Below are 14,645 nucleotides of genomic sequence, written 5' to 3'. Positions count from 1 at the left end.
CATTTAGCACTGTGTTCCCTATCTGGCACCCTGCCCTCTCAAGATTCGTAAACCTAATCAGGCGTAATCGTTATGCTGTTCTTTGTCTCAGTTTATTTGTGGCTAAACCTGCTTCTTGTCAGATGGGATATTCGCTGTGGTTTGTTGCCGGACCGGTTAACCTGTCCGCTTTTATGGCTGGGTCTCCTCTGGCACTGTACCTCACGTACAATGTTACTCCCCGAGGCCGTGCTGGGTGCTATTGCTGGTTACGTCAGTTTTGCTGCTATTTATTGGGGTTTTCGTTGGCTTTATGGCTATGAAGGGCTTGGATATGGTGATGTTAAATATCTTTCCGCGCTGGGCGCCTGGCATGGCTGGGAAAGTTTACCCGCACTGGTGTGTATTGCCGCCACGCTAGCCTGCGGACTGGTACTGCTCCGGGGGATTGTCTTACGCAGTTTGCAGACAATAAAAAACCCGCTGCCTTTTGGACCATGTCTGGCGGCAGCGGGCTTACTGGTAGGAATTCATACTTTGTTGCAGACTTAATCTTCCACTTTGATTTGCGACTGCAGATAGTTCTGTAGTCCGATTTTGCTGATCAGATCAAGTTCCGTTTCCAGCCAGTCGATGTGATGCTCTTCTTCAGCGAGAATATTGATCATCATGTCGCGGCTAACGTAGTCGTGGACACTGTCCGCATAGGCAATGGCTTCACGCAGATCCTTAGCCCCTTCCAGCTCCAGCCTGAGATCGGATTGCAGCATCTCTTCAACATCTTCACCAATGCCGAGTTTGCCTAAATCCTGCAGATTGGGGATCCCTTCCAGAAATAGAATACGCTCGATATAACGATCGGCGTGTTTCATCTCATCAATGGATTCATGGTATTCGACATCGTTGAGGCGCGTCAGGCCCCAGTTTTTGAACATTCTCGCATGGAGAAAGTACTGGTTTATTGCGACAAGCTCATTTCCCAATAATTTATTGAGATAATTTATGATTTTAACATCACCTTTCATTATGTAGTCCCTCCGCTTCCACTCATTGAAGCGTAGATGGGGCTACAGGGATGTCAAAAAAAAGATAACGCCTCAGGCAATCTCTTTATATTCCGGGATCTGGGTTAACTCGTCCTGCATGATTTCACGTGCGGCACGAATGCATTTTCCACACTGATTTCCGACCGGAACAAACTTGCGAAGCTGTTGAAAGGATTGAGGGTGAAACTGGCGTACAGCCTGGCGAATTTTTTTATCACTTACACCATTACACAAACAAACGTACATGATCACTCCCGTTCAATTTATGCGCAAAAGTGTAAATGAGAATGGTTATGATTACAATAGCACAGACTGTAAAGCTGTGATGTAAGGGCGCACAAAATCGCGAACAATTATTTCTGCCGATGATTCTCAGGCAGCAAAAAGGGCGCCGTAGCGCCCTTTTTAATTCAAAGCTAAATAATTAGCTCAGAACTTTAGCAACAACGCCCGCGCCAACGGTACGGCCGCCTTCACGGATTGCGAAACGCAGACCATCGTCCATCGCAATCGGGTGAATCAGGGTAACAACCATTTTGATGTTGTCGCCCGGCATTACCATCTCTACGCCTTCCGGCAGTTCGATGGTGCCAGTCACGTCAGTTGTACGGAAGTAGAACTGCGGACGGTAGCCTTTGAAGAACGGAGTATGACGGCCGCCTTCGTCTTTGGACAGGATATAAACTTCAGATTCGAATTTGGTGTGCGGCTTGATGGAACCCGGCTTAGCCAGTACCTGACCACGTTCGATTTCTTCACGTTTGATACCACGCAGCAGAACACCAACGTTCTCACCAGCACGGCCTTCGTCCAGCAGTTTGCGGAACATTTCTACGCCAGTACAGGTGGATTTCGCGGTGTCTTTGATACCCACGATTTCAACTTCTTCACCCACTTTGATGATACCGCGCTCTACACGACCGGTAACAACGGTACCACGACCGGAGATGGAGAATACGTCTTCAATCGGCAGCAGGAACGGCTTGTCAATCGCACGCTCTGGTTCCGGGATGTAAGAATCCAGGTGGCCAGCCAGTTCGATGATTTTCGCTTCCCACTCTGCGTCGCCTTCCAGCGCTTTCAGAGCAGAACCACGAACGATCGGGGTATCGTCGCCCGGGAAATCGTACTGAGACAGCAGTTCACGAACTTCCATCTCTACCAGTTCCAGCAGCTCTTCGTCATCAACCATGTCACATTTGTTCAGGAACACGATGATGTACGGAACGCCTACCTGACGACCCAGCAGGATGTGCTCACGGGTCTGCGGCATCGGGCCGTCAGTCGCAGCAACAACCAGGATCGCGCCATCCATCTGAGCAGCACCGGTGATCATGTTTTTAACATAGTCGGCGTGGCCCGGGCAGTCTACGTGTGCGTAGTGGCGAGTCGGGGTGTCATACTCAACGTGAGAAGTGTTGATGGTGATACCACGCGCTTTTTCTTCCGGCGCGTTATCGATCTGGTCGAATGCGCGAGCAGAACCACCGTAGGTTTTAGCCAGAACGGTAGTGATTGCAGCGGTCAGAGTAGTTTTACCATGGTCAACGTGGCCGATTGTGCCGACGTTGACGTGCGGTTTTGTACGTTCAAATTTTTCTTTAGACACGGCTTTATTCCTTACTATAGTGCTCTCCCCTTCTGGAGAGAGCACGGGACTTTGGTTTTAACCCTGAGGCTTATTTACCACGGGCTTCGATTACGGCCTGAGCAACGTTGTTCGGTGCATCATCATACTTCAGGAATTCCATAGTGTATGATGCACGACCTTTGGTCAGAGAACGCAGCTGAGTCGCGTATCCGAACATTTCAGACAGCGGCACTTCAGCGTGAATCTTAACGCCAGTGACTTCAGATTCCTGACCGCGCAGCATACCGCGACGACGGCTCAAGTCACCGATAACGTCACCAGTGTTCTCTTCCGGAGTCTCTACTTCAACCTTCATGATCGGCTCAAGCAGAACTGGTTTCGCTTTCTTAAAGCCATCTTTAAAGGCAATAGACGCAGCCAGTTTAAACGCCAGTTCAGAGGAGTCAACGTCGTGGTAAGAACCGAAGTGCAGACGCACGCCCAGGTCTACTACCGGGTAACCAGCCAGCGGGCCAGATTTCAGCTGCTCCTGGATGCCTTTATCAACGGCCGGGATGTATTCGCCAGGAATTACACCACCTTTGATGTCGTTGATGAACTCGTAACCTTTCGGGTTAGAGCCCGGCTCCAGCGGGTACATGTCGATAACAACATGACCGTACTGACCGCGACCACCAGACTGTTTAGCGTGTTTACCTTCGATATCGGTAACTTTCGCGCGAATCGCTTCGCGGTAAGCAACCTGAGGTTTACCGACGTTCGCTTCAACGTTGAATTCACGTTTCATACGGTCAACGATGATGTCGAGGTGCAGCTCACCCATACCGGCGATAATGGTCTGGTTAGATTCTTCGTCAGTCCATACGCGGAATGACGGGTCTTCTTTCGCCAGACGGCCCAGAGCCAGACCCATTTTTTCCTGGTCAGCTTTGGTTTTCGGTTCTACAGCGATGGAGATTACCGGTTCCGGGAATTCCATACGTTCCAGAATGATCGGATGATCCGGATCACACAGCGTATCACCAGTCGTTACGTCTTTCAGACCGATCGCAGCAGCGATGTCGCCCGCGCGAACTTCTTTGATCTCTTCACGTTTGTTAGCGTGCATCTGTACGATACGACCGAAACGCTCACGTGCACTTTTCACGGAGTTCAGGATGGTATCGCCAGAGTTCACCACACCAGAGTAAACGCGGAAGAAGGTCAGGTTACCTACAAACGGGTCGGTAGCGATTTTGAACGCCAGAGCGGAGAACGGCTCTTCGTCGCTTGCGTGACGCTCAGCCGGCGTATCTTTACCGTCGTCCAGGATACCGTTGATCGCAGGTACGTCAGTCGGGGACGGCAGGTAGTCAACTACCGCATCCAGCATCGCCTGAACACCTTTGTTCTTAAACGCAGAACCACAGGTTACCAGGATGATTTCGTTGTTCAGAACACGCTGACGCAGAGCTTTTTTGATCTCTTCTTCAGTCAGTTCTTCGCCACCCAGGTATTTTTCCATCAGCTCTTCGGAAGCTTCCGCAGCGGATTCGATCAGGTTCTGGTGCCATTCGTCAGCCAGGTCCTGCATCTCAGCCGGGATATCTTCGTATTCGAAGGTTACGCCCTGATCTGCGTCGTTCCAGTTGATGGCTTTCATTTTCACCAGGTCAACAACACCGGTGAAACCTTCTTCAGCACCAATTGCCAGCTGCAGCGGAACCGGGTTCGCGCCCAGACGGGATTTGATCTGACCAACAACTTTCAGGAAGTTAGCGCCCATGCGGTCCATTTTGTTAACGAACGCAATGCGCGGAACTTTATATTTGTTAGCCTGACGCCATACGGTTTCAGACTGCGGCTGAACACCACCAACTGCGCAGTAAACCATTACCGCACCGTCAAGAACACGCATGGAACGTTCTACTTCGATGGTGAAGTCAACGTGCCCCGGGGTGTCGATGATGTTTACGCGATGCGGTTCATACTGCTTCGCCATACCAGACCAGAATGCAGTAGTCGCTGCGGAGGTAATGGTAATACCACGCTCCTGCTCCTGCTCCATCCAGTCCATGGTTGCGGCGCCGTCATGAACTTCACCGATTTTGTGGTTTACACCGGTGTAGAACAGAATACGTTCGGTAGTCGTGGTTTTACCGGCGTCGATGTGCGCACTGATACCGATGTTACGGTAGCGTGCGATGGGTGTTGTACGAGCCATTTGATTCCTCGTTTGTGTCTTTTAGGCGTTCAGAATTAAGTTGCCAAACGGCGGGCGACTTACTTGAAGCGCCCGCCAGTTGACTAAAACTCCGAAGGGATTACCAACGGTAGTGTGCGAACGCCTTGTTGGCTTCGGCCATACGGTGAACGTCTTCACGTTTCTTAACTGCAGTACCTTTGTTGTCTGCAGCATCAGAAAGTTCGTTCGCCAGGCGCAGAGCCATGGATTTATCACCGCGTTTACGAGCAGCTTCAACGATCCAACGCATTGCCAGGGCATTGCGGCGAACCGGACGTACTTCAACCGGAACCTGATAAGTAGAACCACCAACGCGGCGAGACTTAACTTCGACAGTCGGGCGCACGTTTTCGAGAGCGACTTCGAAAGCTTCCAGTTCATTTTTACCAGAACGCTGAGCCAGGGTCTCCAGCGCGCTGTATACGATTGATTCTGCAGTAGATTTTTTACCGTCTACCATCAGGATATTTACAAATTTAGCCAGCAGTTCTGATCCGAACTTCGGATCCGGCAGAATTTTACGCTGACCAATAACACGACGACGTGGCATGGAAATACTCCGTTGTTAATTCAGGATTGTCCAAAACTCTAAGAGTTTAGTTTGACATTAAGTTAAAACAGTTTGGCCTTACTTAACGGAGAACCATTAAGCCTTAGGACGTTTCACGCCGTATTTGGAACGAGATTGCTTACGGTCTTTAACACCGGAGCAGTCAAGCGCGCCACGTACAGTGTGGTAACGAACACCCGGAAGGTCTTTTACACGACCGCCACGGATCAGGATCACGGAGTGCTCCTGCAGGTTGTGACCTTCACCACCGATGTAGGAAGTCACTTCGAAACCGTTAGTCAGACGAACACGGCATACTTTACGCAGCGCGGAGTTCGGTTTTTTCGGGGTGGTAGTATATACGCGAGTACATACACCACGTTTTTGCGGGCATGCTTCCAGCGCCGGAACGTTGCTTTTTGCAACTTTGCGTGCGCGTGGTTTGCGTACCAGCTGGTTAACTGTTGCCATTAAATAGCTCCTGGTTTTAGCTTTTGCTTCGTAAACACGTAATAAAACGACCTCATATAATATGAGGACGCAGAATTTTATGGCTGTGCTGAAAAGGTGTCAAGAAATATACAGCGATCACACATTACCAACGCATCTGAGCGTCATGTTTTATCGCCAGACTCACGAAATCAGTATAGCCAACCCTGGCGACACTGCTCGAAATTTGACCAGAAAGACCACGTGCATCAACGTCTTCACTCAGCACGTGTAGCGATATGGGGGCATTACGCAATAAGTCAATGAAACGCCCGCCTTCCAGTGCCGCCGTCACGCCATCGGACAGCAACAACAGATCGTCGCCCGGGCGTACCAGGCGCAACAGCGCAGCCATATCACACTGCCAGGGCGATTGAGATAACGTATGCAGCATAGGAGCCTCAAAAAGTCATCACGACGGTGTATTCATTAAGTCGCTCACGCAGCGCATCCGGCTCCAGCCGCTGAATCGGCAACACAAATGCCGTCTCCTCGCCCAGTCCTCGCTCACGTAGCGAAGCCGCACATAGCCAGCATTGCTCAATGTCATAAAGAGGCAGAACTTTAAATGTCGCAATGTAGTCCCGTGCCAGGATCCGATCCGGCTGCTGGTTCGCCAGCAGTTGAAAAACGCCATCGCCAACGAAAAACACGCCAATGTCATCCGTCAATGCGGAGGTTGCCAGCAGGGCATCCAGCCCTTCGCGCCCGGCAGAAGAGCCATGCGGAGCAGAGGTAAAAACAAAGGCAATACGTTTCATCAGAACTGCACCACCCGATCGCAGGAAAGCGCCGCTTCTGCCAGCGCGCCCAGTCCGGTCAGCGAAAACCCGGCTTGAAGATTAGCGCCCGGCAACGTCAGACGTTGTGCTTCCATGTCGTCGACAACGCCGCGGCGCAGCGCGGCGGCGACACAGATATGCAGCTCAACCTGCTGTTCGTCATGCAACCGTTGCCACGCACGAACCAGATCATATTCATCGCTGGCGGGCGCGGTGAGCGCATTCGCATTGCTCACCCCTTCGCGGTAGAAAAACACACTAACCAGCGTATGACCAGCCGCCAACAGCGCCAGTGCAAATTGATACGCGCTGCTGGCCTGCTGCGTACCATACGCCGGGCCGGTGACCATAAGGGCAAAACGCATTAACGGTCAGGCCCGGAAAAATCGCCGCTTTTGAACTGACGAATATAGAGATACACCGTGTGCTTGGAGATGTTCAGACGGTCAGCTACCTGGTTAATGGCGTCTTTGATGTCAAAGATACCTTTCTCATACAAATTCAACACAATCTGCCGGTTTTTGGCATTGTTGGAAACGTTACGATCGGCATTGACCTCTTCAATCGTGAATTCCAGCGTTTGCATTACCAGATCTTCCACAGAGGAGGCAAAGTTAACGGAGGAGCCGACATCCGGGGTTTCCGGCGGAATAAACGTGCTCATGATTTGCGAGAACGGTACATCGAGGTTCATGTTAATGCACAACAGACCAATCACCCGGTGGTCGCGATTGCGGATCGCGATCGTTTCCGATTTCATCAGCACGCCGCTTTTCGCGCGCGTGAAGTAGCACTTAGACACGCTGCTGTCCGCGCCGGTCATATCGTGCAACATGCGCAAGGCAAGATCGGTGATAGGTGAGCCAATTTTACGCCCTGTGTGTTCACCGTTCGCAATGCGGATGGCGGAACATTTCAGATCCTGCAGGGAGTGCAAAACGATTTCGCAGTGGGACCCAATGAGCATCGCTAACCCGTCCACCACCGCTTCATAGGATTTGAGGATATCGAAGTCGGTTTGGTCGAAAGGACGTTGATCCAATAAGTCTAGCTCACTGGTTTCGTTGGTTAAGAGCGACCTGGACATGAAAAAAAACACTCCTTTTCAGGAGCCTGTCGTTATGTTTTCAGGGCAGGCTCAGTAATTACATGGGGATCTAAATTAATACATCGTAGGTTAGGCTTGCCAGAATTATATCTTCACTGCAAAAAAAAACGCCGCCCGAAGGCGGCGTCGCTCACAGATTTATTTCTTACTGGTGTCTTCCGCTTTCGCGTCCGCGGCTTTATCGCCTGCGGCCGGTGCTGCTGCTGGCGCTGCGGCATCCGCTTTTGGTGCCGCTTTGATATCCAGCAGCTCTACGTCAAAGACCAGCGTAGAGTTAGCCGGAATACCCGGAACGCCTGTTTTGCCGTAAGCCAGTGCTGGTGGGATAACCAGCTTGATCTTGCCGCCTTTCTTGATATTTTTCAGGCCTTCGGTCCAGCCAGGGATCACGCCATCCAGGCGGAAGGAGAGCGGCTCGCCACGGGTATAAGAGTTATCAAACTCTTTACCGTCAATCAGCGTACCTTTGTAGTTCACCACCACGGTATCGCTGTCTTTCGGCGCATCGCCAGTACCTTCTTTCTCAACTTTGTACAGCAGGCCGGTGTCAGACGTTTTCACACCCTTCTCTTTTGCAAAGGTATCGCGGAAGGCTTTGCCTTTTGCTTCGTTATCGGCTGCGTCTTTTTCCATACGATCCTGGGCAGCGGTTTTCACGCGCGTCTCAAACGCCTGCAGAGTCTGCTCGATTTCCTGGTCAGTCAGTTTGCTCTTATCAGCAAACGCATCCTGGACGCCTTTAATCAGCAGGTCTTTGTCCAGTTTGATACCCAGTTTTTCCTGCTCTTTCAGGGAATTCTCCATGTAGCGGCCCAGCGACGCGCCCAGTGCATAGGCGGATTTCTGGTCATCATTTTTGAATGCCGCTTTGCTGTCAGCTGCTGCAGCAGTGTCTTTCTTTGCGGCATCCGCAGCGAAAGAAATCGGTGCATGAAGTGCTACGGCCATGGTGGTCGCCAGCAGCGTGACTTTAAACAGTGATTTCATCCATCTCTCCAGGGGCCGGGGCATCTCGCCCCAGGGTTAAACATAAGTAAGTAAGGAACGTACTATAAAGCGTTGCGGGGGAAATCAACATAAGGACGCCGCCCGAATTCACCTGTTTTGAGACTATTTTTGTTTAAATAAGTTTCTGCTTTTCTGTCCCGACGCTGGATCGCGCGGCAAAGTTCAGTAAAATCCCGCCCGATGAATAAAAACCCGTCTGGACGCTAACCCGAGGTGAAAAATGCAAGAACGAACGACAGAAGCGCGACTGGCGGAACTGGAAAGCCGACTGGCCTTTCAGGAGATAACCATTGAAGAGCTGAATAAGACAGTCACTGCGCATGAGCTGGAAATGGCGAAGCTGCGTGACCACATTCGCTTGATGGTGGAAAAACTGAAAGCCAGCCAGCCTTCGCAAATGGCCTCGCCGTCAGAAGAGACGCCTCCGCCTCACTATTAAGGCGTAAAAAAAGCGGGTTTCCCCGCTTTTTTAATACGCTATCAACACACCTGAAGTGCGAAAGACAACGCCTGTTAGTGGCAACCGCAACCGCCGTGACCACCGCAACCACCTTTACCGTGGTCGTGGTCATGATCGTGGCCGTGACCGCCACAGCAGCCATCGTGATCGTGGTCGTGGTCATGATCGTGACCATGCGCACCGTGAACATGACCATGCGCCAGTTCTTCTTCGGTTGCTTCGCGGATAGCGACAACTTCCACGTTGAACTTCAGGTTCTGGCCAGCCAGCATGTGGTTACCGTCAACCACCACGTGGTCATCTTCCACTTCGGTGATTTCTACCGGCACCGGACCCTGGTCGGTTTCCGCCAGGAAGCGCATGCCAACCTGCAGTTCGTCAACGCCCATAAAGACGTCTTTCGGTACGCGCTGTACCAGGTTTTCGTCGTACTGACCGTAAGCGTCATTCGCGCCAACAGCCACATCGAATTTGTCGCCGACTTCGTGACCGTCCAGCGCGTTTTCCAGACCAGAGATCAGGGAACCGTGACCGTGCAGATAGTCCAGCGGTGCACTCACCGGAGACTCATCAACCAATACACCGTCTTCTGTACGTACCTGATAGGCCAGGCTGACCACCAGGTCTTTTGCTACTTTCATGATATCTCCTGAGCGTGGGAAAATTACTGGCGCAGATTGTAGCGGAATTCTGCACCCGTGTACCCTTTAGCTTAAAAAAACCTGCCTGATATCGCTAGTCCGGATGAAAAATCCCGATCACTTGCTCATCTTTGCGCACATGTTCTTTTGCTTCTTTATCTGCTTCGCGCATGTGATGACCACACTTAACACACTCAACAATATCGACATTATTTTCGCGCCACATTGCCATCGAATCCTTCGCCTGGCATGCCGGGCAAACAGCCCCGGCGATAAAACGTTTACGTACAGCCATTCGGATCCCCTTATTCAAACTCGTCCCAGCCATCCAGCTGACGACGCTCTTGCTGCATTTCACGCTGGAAAATCTCCTCCAGCTCGCGTCGCGCCTCGCGCACGCGGGAAATTTGCACCGTATCAGTATGCACCGGCATTAACTCCCGCAGCATCCGCATATCAAGACGCTTAAAGTGCAGCTGCGCACGTTGCGCCTGATGTGGGTGCATACCCAAGGAAATTAGCGCCTTACGACCCAACTCCAGCGCACTGGAGAAGGTTTCACGGGAAAACTGTGTCACGCCAGCTTGTAACAGTTCATGCGCTTCGACACGTCCGCGCGCCCGCGCCAGAATCGCAAGATGGGGAAAGTGCTGCTGGCAAATCTCGACCAGTTTCATCGTGTCCAGCGGGTCGTTACAGGTGATCACTATGGATTGCGCCGCTTCCGCCCCTGCCGAACGCAGCAGTTCCACCTGCGTCGCGTCGCCGTAGTAGACCTTGTAGCCGTATTTACGCATCAGGTTAACGGCGCTGATATCACGTTCCAGCACCGTGATGCGCATTTTGTTCGCCATTAACAGGCGACCAATGACCTGACCAAAACGACCAAATCCCACCACAATAACCTGCGGTTTATCGTCGTCTACCCAGGGCGCTTCGTCTTCATCTTCGGGCGCGTTAAACCGCCGCGAAAGAGCCTTATCAATGCCGCGCATCAACAGCGGTGTGGTCATCATTGAAAGTGTTACGGTGACCAGCAACAGCGCCATTTGATCATTCTGAAACAGTCGCTGAGAGGAAGCCGAAGAGAAGAGCACGAAAGCAAACTCCCCGCCCTGACTTAACACACCGGCAAACTGCATACGCTCTGAACTGCGCAAACCATACAGGCGTGCCAGCATATAGAGCACCAGCGTTTTTACCGCCACCAGCACCGCAACGCTCAGCACCACCCATAATAAATGGGTATAGAGCACGCCCAGATTTAACGCCATACCCACCGAGATAAAGAACAGCCCGAGCAGCAAGCCTTTAAACGGCTCAATGGCGATTTCCAGCTCGTGCCGGTATTCACTTTCCGCCAGTAAAACCCCGGCGATAAAAGTACCGAGCGCCATCGACAGTCCCAACGCATCCATAAATAATGCCGAGCCGAGCACCAGTAACAACGTCGCAGCGGTAAAGACCTCCCGCACGCCAGAACTGGCAATAAAGCGGAACACCGGGCGTAGCAGATAGCGGCCACCCAATAACATGCCGGCAAACGCCAGCACCTTCATGCCCACTTTCATCCAGTCCAGATGCTCATCGCCGTTACCGGCCAGCAGCGGCACCAGCGCAAGCGCTGGAATCACCGCCAGATCCTGGAACAACAACACCGAAAATCCCAGTTGCCCGGACTCGCTGCGATTCATCCCTTTGTCGCGCATCAGTTGCAGCGCCATGGCCGTTGAGGACATCGCCAGACCAATGCCGCCAATGACTGCCGCCTGCCAGGAGAACTGCGTCAACATCAATAAACCGGCCAGTATCGCCGCACTCAACAATACCTGAGCAGCGCCGACGCCAAAAATAGAGCGCCGCAACTCCCAAAGCTTGCTCGGATTCAGCTCCAGTCCGATGATAAACATCAGAAACACGACGCCCAGCTCGGAAAAGTGGAGGATCTCATCCACATCGCTGATGAAGCCCAGCCCCCACGGGCCAATGGCAATCCCGGCCAGCAAATATCCCAGCACTGCGCCAATCCCTAAGCGCGCGGCAAGCGGTACGGCGACCACCGCTGCAAACAGAAACAGCACTCCCGCCAGTAACAGATCGGAACCTTCCATCAACGACCTCCGACGGGCAGGGGTGACACCAGCCAGTCGCCGTAGGCTTTGGCGTGGTTTGCCAGCTCCTGCGGTGGCTGCCTGCGCGCCCAATAAATAATGATCGGACTCAGCCAGTGCATGCGGCACATAGCCGCCGTTAACTCAAAAGGGCGCAGAATATCACTCATCGGATAGCGGTTCAGGCCATCGTGCCGATACGCCGTTTCCGGCTCCCCGGTGGTGATCACGCTGCGCCAGTACTTTCCGGCCAGTTGATTCCCGCCGGTGCCACTGGCAAAACCCCGGCTTAACACCCGATCCAGCCACTCTTTGAGCAGCGCCGGGCAGCTGTAGGTATAAAGCGGATGCTGGAACACGATAACGTCATGCTCGCGCAGTAACGCCTGCTCGTAAGGAATATCAATAAAAAAATCGGGATAACGGGCATACAGATCATGCACCGTTACGTTTTGCAGTTGCGTTGCCGGCTTAAGCAAAACCCGGTTTGCAACCGAGTCCTGTGATTCCGGATGGGCATACAGCAGCAACACTTTCGCTGTCTGCGACATCTATTTCCCTCCCGGGTGTCGTACTTGTCATGCTTCTGGTTAGCAGCCTGATGGCGCGGCCAGAATGCTTTTGTCTATCGTCTTCATTTTGGGCTACCATTGCGGCCCCGGTACGGCGTTTGGCCGTAACCTTACATTATCATAATGACAAATTAACATAGTCTGAACATACGGCGCCTTATGATTGTTTTCTCCTCGTTACAAATTCGTCGCGGCGTGCGTGTCCTGTTGGACAACGCCACAGCCACCATTAATCCGGGCCAGAAAGTCGGTCTGGTGGGCAAAAACGGCTGCGGTAAATCGACACTGCTGTCGCTGCTGAAAAACGAGATTGGCGCCGACGGCGGCAGCTTCAGCTTTCCGGGCACCTGGCAACTGGCATGGGTCAACCAGGAAACGCCGGCGCTCAGCGCAGCGGCAATAGAGTATGTGATAGACGGCGATCGCGAATATCGCCAGTTGGAAGCACAGTTGAATGCCGCCAACGAGCGTAACGACGGTCACGCCATTGCTACCGTGCACGGTAAACTCGACGCTATCGATGCGTGGACCATTCGCTCACGCGCTTCAAGTCTGCTGCACGGTCTGGGCTTCAGCAATGAACAACTTGAGCGTCCGGTGAGCGACTTCTCCGGCGGCTGGCGGATGCGCTTGAACCTCGCCCAGGCGCTGATTTGCCGTTCCGATTTACTGCTGCTTGATGAACCGACCAACCATCTCGATCTGGATGCCGTGATCTGGCTGGAAAGGTGGCTAAAAAGTTATCAGGGTACGTTGATCCTCATTTCCCATGACCGTGACTTCCTCGACCCCGTCGTGGACAAAATTTTGCATATTGAGCAGCAAAGCCTGTTCGAATATACCGGCAACTACAGCTCCTTTGAGCGTCAGCGCGCCACACGACTGGCCCAGCAGCAGGCCACCTACGAAAGCCAGCAACAGCGCGTGGCGCATCTGCAGAGCTTTATCGATCGCTTCAAAGCCAAGGCCAGTAAAGCGAAACAGGCGCAGAGCCGAATCAAAATGCTTGAGCGCATGGAGCTGATCGCCCCGGCGCACGTCGACAACCCGTTCCACTTCAGCTTCCGTGCGCCAGAAAGCCTGCCCAATCCCTTATTAAAAATGGAGAAAGTCAGCGCGGGTTACGGCGAACGCACCATTCTCGATGCCATCAAGCTCAACCTGGTGCCAGGCTCGCGTATTGGCCTGTTGGGGCGTAACGGCGCGGGGAAATCGACGCTGATTAAATTGCTGGCCGGGGAACTGTCAGCACAACGGGGTGAAATTGGGCTGGCGAAAGGCATCAAGCTCGGCTACTTCGCTCAGCACCAGCTGGAATTTTTACGCGCTGACGAGTCGCCATTGCAGCACCTTGCACGCCTTGCACCGCAGGAGCTGGAGCAAAAGCTGCGCGATTACCTTGGCGGTTTTGGTTTCCAGGGCGATAAAGTCACCGAAGTGACAGAACGCTTTTCCGGCGGCGAAAAGGCCCGTCTGGTACTGGCGCTGATTGTCTGGCAGCGTCCAAACCTGCTGCTGCTTGATGAGCCGACCAACCATCTTGATCTGGACATGCGTCAGGCGCTGACCGAAGCGCTAATCGAGTTTGAAGGCGCGCTGGTGGTGGTTTCGCACGATCGTCATCTGATCCGCTCCACCACCGATGATCTCTACCTGGTGCATGACGGCAAAGTCGAGCCGTTCGCCGGCGACCTGGAGGATTATCAGCAGTGGCTGAGCGATGTGCAAAAGCAGGAGAGCCAGCCCGCAGACGCCGCCGCCAAAGACAGCGGCAACAGCGCCCAGGCGCGGAAAGACCAGAAACGTCGCGAAGCGGAACTGCGCACGCAAACCCAGCCGCTGCGTAAAGAGATAACCCGTCTGGAAAAGGAGATGGAAAAGCTCAATGCCCAACTGGCGCAGGCGGAAGAGAAACTCGGCGACAGCGGTTTATACGATCAAAGCCGTAAAGCGGAACTGACCACCTGCCTGCAACAACAAGCGGCGGCAAAAGCCGGGCTTGAAGAGTGCGAAATGGCATGGCTGGAAGCGCACGAACAACTGGAAGCCATGCTGCAAGGGGACTAAATGCAGCCGTGCAGCGG

18 protein-coding genes are annotated in these 14,645 nt (G+C 52.9%); 3 read left to right on the top strand and 15 right to left on the bottom strand.

Features of this window, described 5'->3' with window-relative positions:
- Positions 1 to 72 precede the first annotated feature (72 nt).
- Positions 73 to 531 (top strand): prepilin peptidase, encoded by a 459-nt coding sequence (locus ACUY4S_RS02310; protein ID WP_312689570.1) that lies wholly within the window; start codon positions 73 to 75, stop codon positions 529 to 531.
- Here the strand turns inward: ACUY4S_RS02310 and bfr are convergent.
- From bfr to fkpA, 11 genes are all read right to left on the bottom strand, one after another.
- Complete coding sequence (bfr, locus tag ACUY4S_RS02305; RefSeq protein ID WP_312689572.1) at positions 528 to 1,004, bottom strand: bacterioferritin; 477 nt, start codon at positions 1,002 to 1,004, stop codon at positions 528 to 530. The genes ACUY4S_RS02310 and bfr overlap by 4 nt on opposite strands.
- 72 nt (positions 1,005 to 1,076) lie before the next feature.
- On the bottom strand, positions 1,077 to 1,271 hold the full coding sequence (bfd, locus tag ACUY4S_RS02300) for a bacterioferritin-associated ferredoxin (protein ID WP_061706976.1): 195 nt from the start codon (positions 1,269 to 1,271) through the stop codon (positions 1,077 to 1,079).
- Positions 1,272 to 1,449: 178 nt separating this feature from the next.
- On the bottom strand, positions 1,450 to 2,634 hold the full coding sequence (gene tuf / locus ACUY4S_RS02295; protein WP_312689577.1) for an elongation factor Tu: 1,185 nt from the start codon (positions 2,632 to 2,634) through the stop codon (positions 1,450 to 1,452).
- 70 nt (positions 2,635 to 2,704) lie between these two features.
- Positions 2,705 to 4,819, bottom strand: coding sequence for an elongation factor G (gene fusA / locus ACUY4S_RS02290; RefSeq protein WP_312689579.1), 2,115 nt, complete (start codon positions 4,817 to 4,819; stop codon positions 2,705 to 2,707).
- Positions 4,820 to 4,919: 100 nt separating this feature from the next.
- Positions 4,920 to 5,390, bottom strand: coding sequence for a 30S ribosomal protein S7 (gene rpsG, locus ACUY4S_RS02285; protein WP_035894363.1), 471 nt, complete (start codon positions 5,388 to 5,390; stop codon positions 4,920 to 4,922).
- 96 nt (positions 5,391 to 5,486) lie between these two features.
- Entirely contained in the window at positions 5,487 to 5,861 is a 375-nt protein-coding gene (gene rpsL, locus ACUY4S_RS02280) for a 30S ribosomal protein S12 (RefSeq protein ID WP_003023654.1), read from the bottom strand.
- A 124-nt stretch (positions 5,862 to 5,985) separates the two neighbouring features.
- On the bottom strand, positions 5,986 to 6,273 hold the full coding sequence (gene tusB, locus ACUY4S_RS02275; protein WP_312689581.1) for a sulfurtransferase complex subunit TusB: 288 nt from the start codon (positions 6,271 to 6,273) through the stop codon (positions 5,986 to 5,988).
- A gap of 7 nt (positions 6,274 to 6,280) precedes the next feature.
- Positions 6,281 to 6,640, bottom strand: a complete 360-nt coding sequence (gene tusC / locus ACUY4S_RS02270) for a sulfurtransferase complex subunit TusC (protein WP_312689583.1) — start codon at positions 6,638 to 6,640, stop codon at positions 6,281 to 6,283.
- A complete protein-coding gene (tusD, locus tag ACUY4S_RS02265; protein ID WP_312689585.1) occupies positions 6,640 to 7,026 on the bottom strand; it encodes a sulfurtransferase complex subunit TusD in 387 nt (128 codons plus the stop codon). Before tusD ends, tusC begins: the two co-directional genes overlap by 1 nt.
- Complete coding sequence (locus tag ACUY4S_RS02260; protein WP_312689587.1) at positions 7,026 to 7,748, bottom strand: helix-turn-helix transcriptional regulator; 723 nt, start codon at positions 7,746 to 7,748, stop codon at positions 7,026 to 7,028. Before ACUY4S_RS02260 ends, tusD begins: the two co-directional genes overlap by 1 nt.
- 159 nt (positions 7,749 to 7,907) lie before the next feature.
- Entirely contained in the window at positions 7,908 to 8,756 is an 849-nt protein-coding gene (gene fkpA / locus ACUY4S_RS02255) for an FKBP-type peptidyl-prolyl cis-trans isomerase (protein ID WP_312689589.1), read from the bottom strand.
- Positions 8,757 to 8,997: 241 nt separating this feature from the next.
- Between fkpA and ACUY4S_RS02250 the strand changes: the two genes are divergently transcribed.
- The gene (locus ACUY4S_RS02250) at positions 8,998 to 9,216 is read left to right on the top strand and encodes a protein SlyX (protein ID WP_312689591.1); all 219 of its coding nucleotides are present in this window, start codon (positions 8,998 to 9,000) and stop codon (positions 9,214 to 9,216) included.
- Between the two features lie 74 nt (positions 9,217 to 9,290).
- On the opposite strand, the gene slyD is transcribed toward ACUY4S_RS02250, so the two are convergent.
- The 4 genes from slyD to kefG all read right to left on the bottom strand — a co-directional run bounded on the left by slyD (position 9,291) and on the right by kefG (position 12,540).
- Positions 9,291 to 9,878: a peptidylprolyl isomerase gene (slyD, locus tag ACUY4S_RS02245; RefSeq protein WP_458022893.1), complete on the bottom strand. Its 588-nt coding sequence runs from the start codon at positions 9,876 to 9,878 to the stop codon at positions 9,291 to 9,293.
- A gap of 94 nt (positions 9,879 to 9,972) precedes the next feature.
- Positions 9,973 to 10,173 carry a YheV family putative zinc ribbon protein gene (locus ACUY4S_RS02240; RefSeq protein WP_312689595.1) on the bottom strand — a complete coding sequence of 67 codons (201 nt, stop codon included), beginning with the start codon at positions 10,171 to 10,173 and terminating at the stop codon, positions 9,973 to 9,975.
- Positions 10,174 to 10,183: 10 nt separating this feature from the next.
- Positions 10,184 to 11,989, bottom strand: coding sequence for a glutathione-regulated potassium-efflux system protein KefB (gene kefB / locus ACUY4S_RS02235; RefSeq protein ID WP_312689596.1), 1,806 nt, complete (start codon positions 11,987 to 11,989; stop codon positions 10,184 to 10,186).
- Positions 11,989 to 12,540 carry a glutathione-regulated potassium-efflux system ancillary protein KefG gene (kefG, locus tag ACUY4S_RS02230; protein WP_312689597.1) on the bottom strand — a complete coding sequence of 184 codons (552 nt, stop codon included), beginning with the start codon at positions 12,538 to 12,540 and terminating at the stop codon, positions 11,989 to 11,991. The genes kefB and kefG overlap by 1 nt, the downstream gene beginning before the upstream one ends.
- Before the next feature lie 180 nt (positions 12,541 to 12,720).
- Here kefG and ACUY4S_RS02225 point away from each other — a divergent pair, with 180 nt between their 5' ends.
- Positions 12,721 to 14,628 carry an ABC transporter ATP-binding protein gene (locus tag ACUY4S_RS02225; protein WP_312689598.1) on the top strand — a complete coding sequence of 636 codons (1,908 nt, stop codon included), beginning with the start codon at positions 12,721 to 12,723 and terminating at the stop codon, positions 14,626 to 14,628.
- Positions 14,629 to 14,645: the final 17 nt, after the last annotated feature.

It is taken from the genome of Kosakonia beeri (assembly GCF_054165705.1).
The sequence above is the reverse complement of the archived record's forward strand: the minus strand, read 5'-3'. Positions and strand labels throughout refer to the sequence as shown.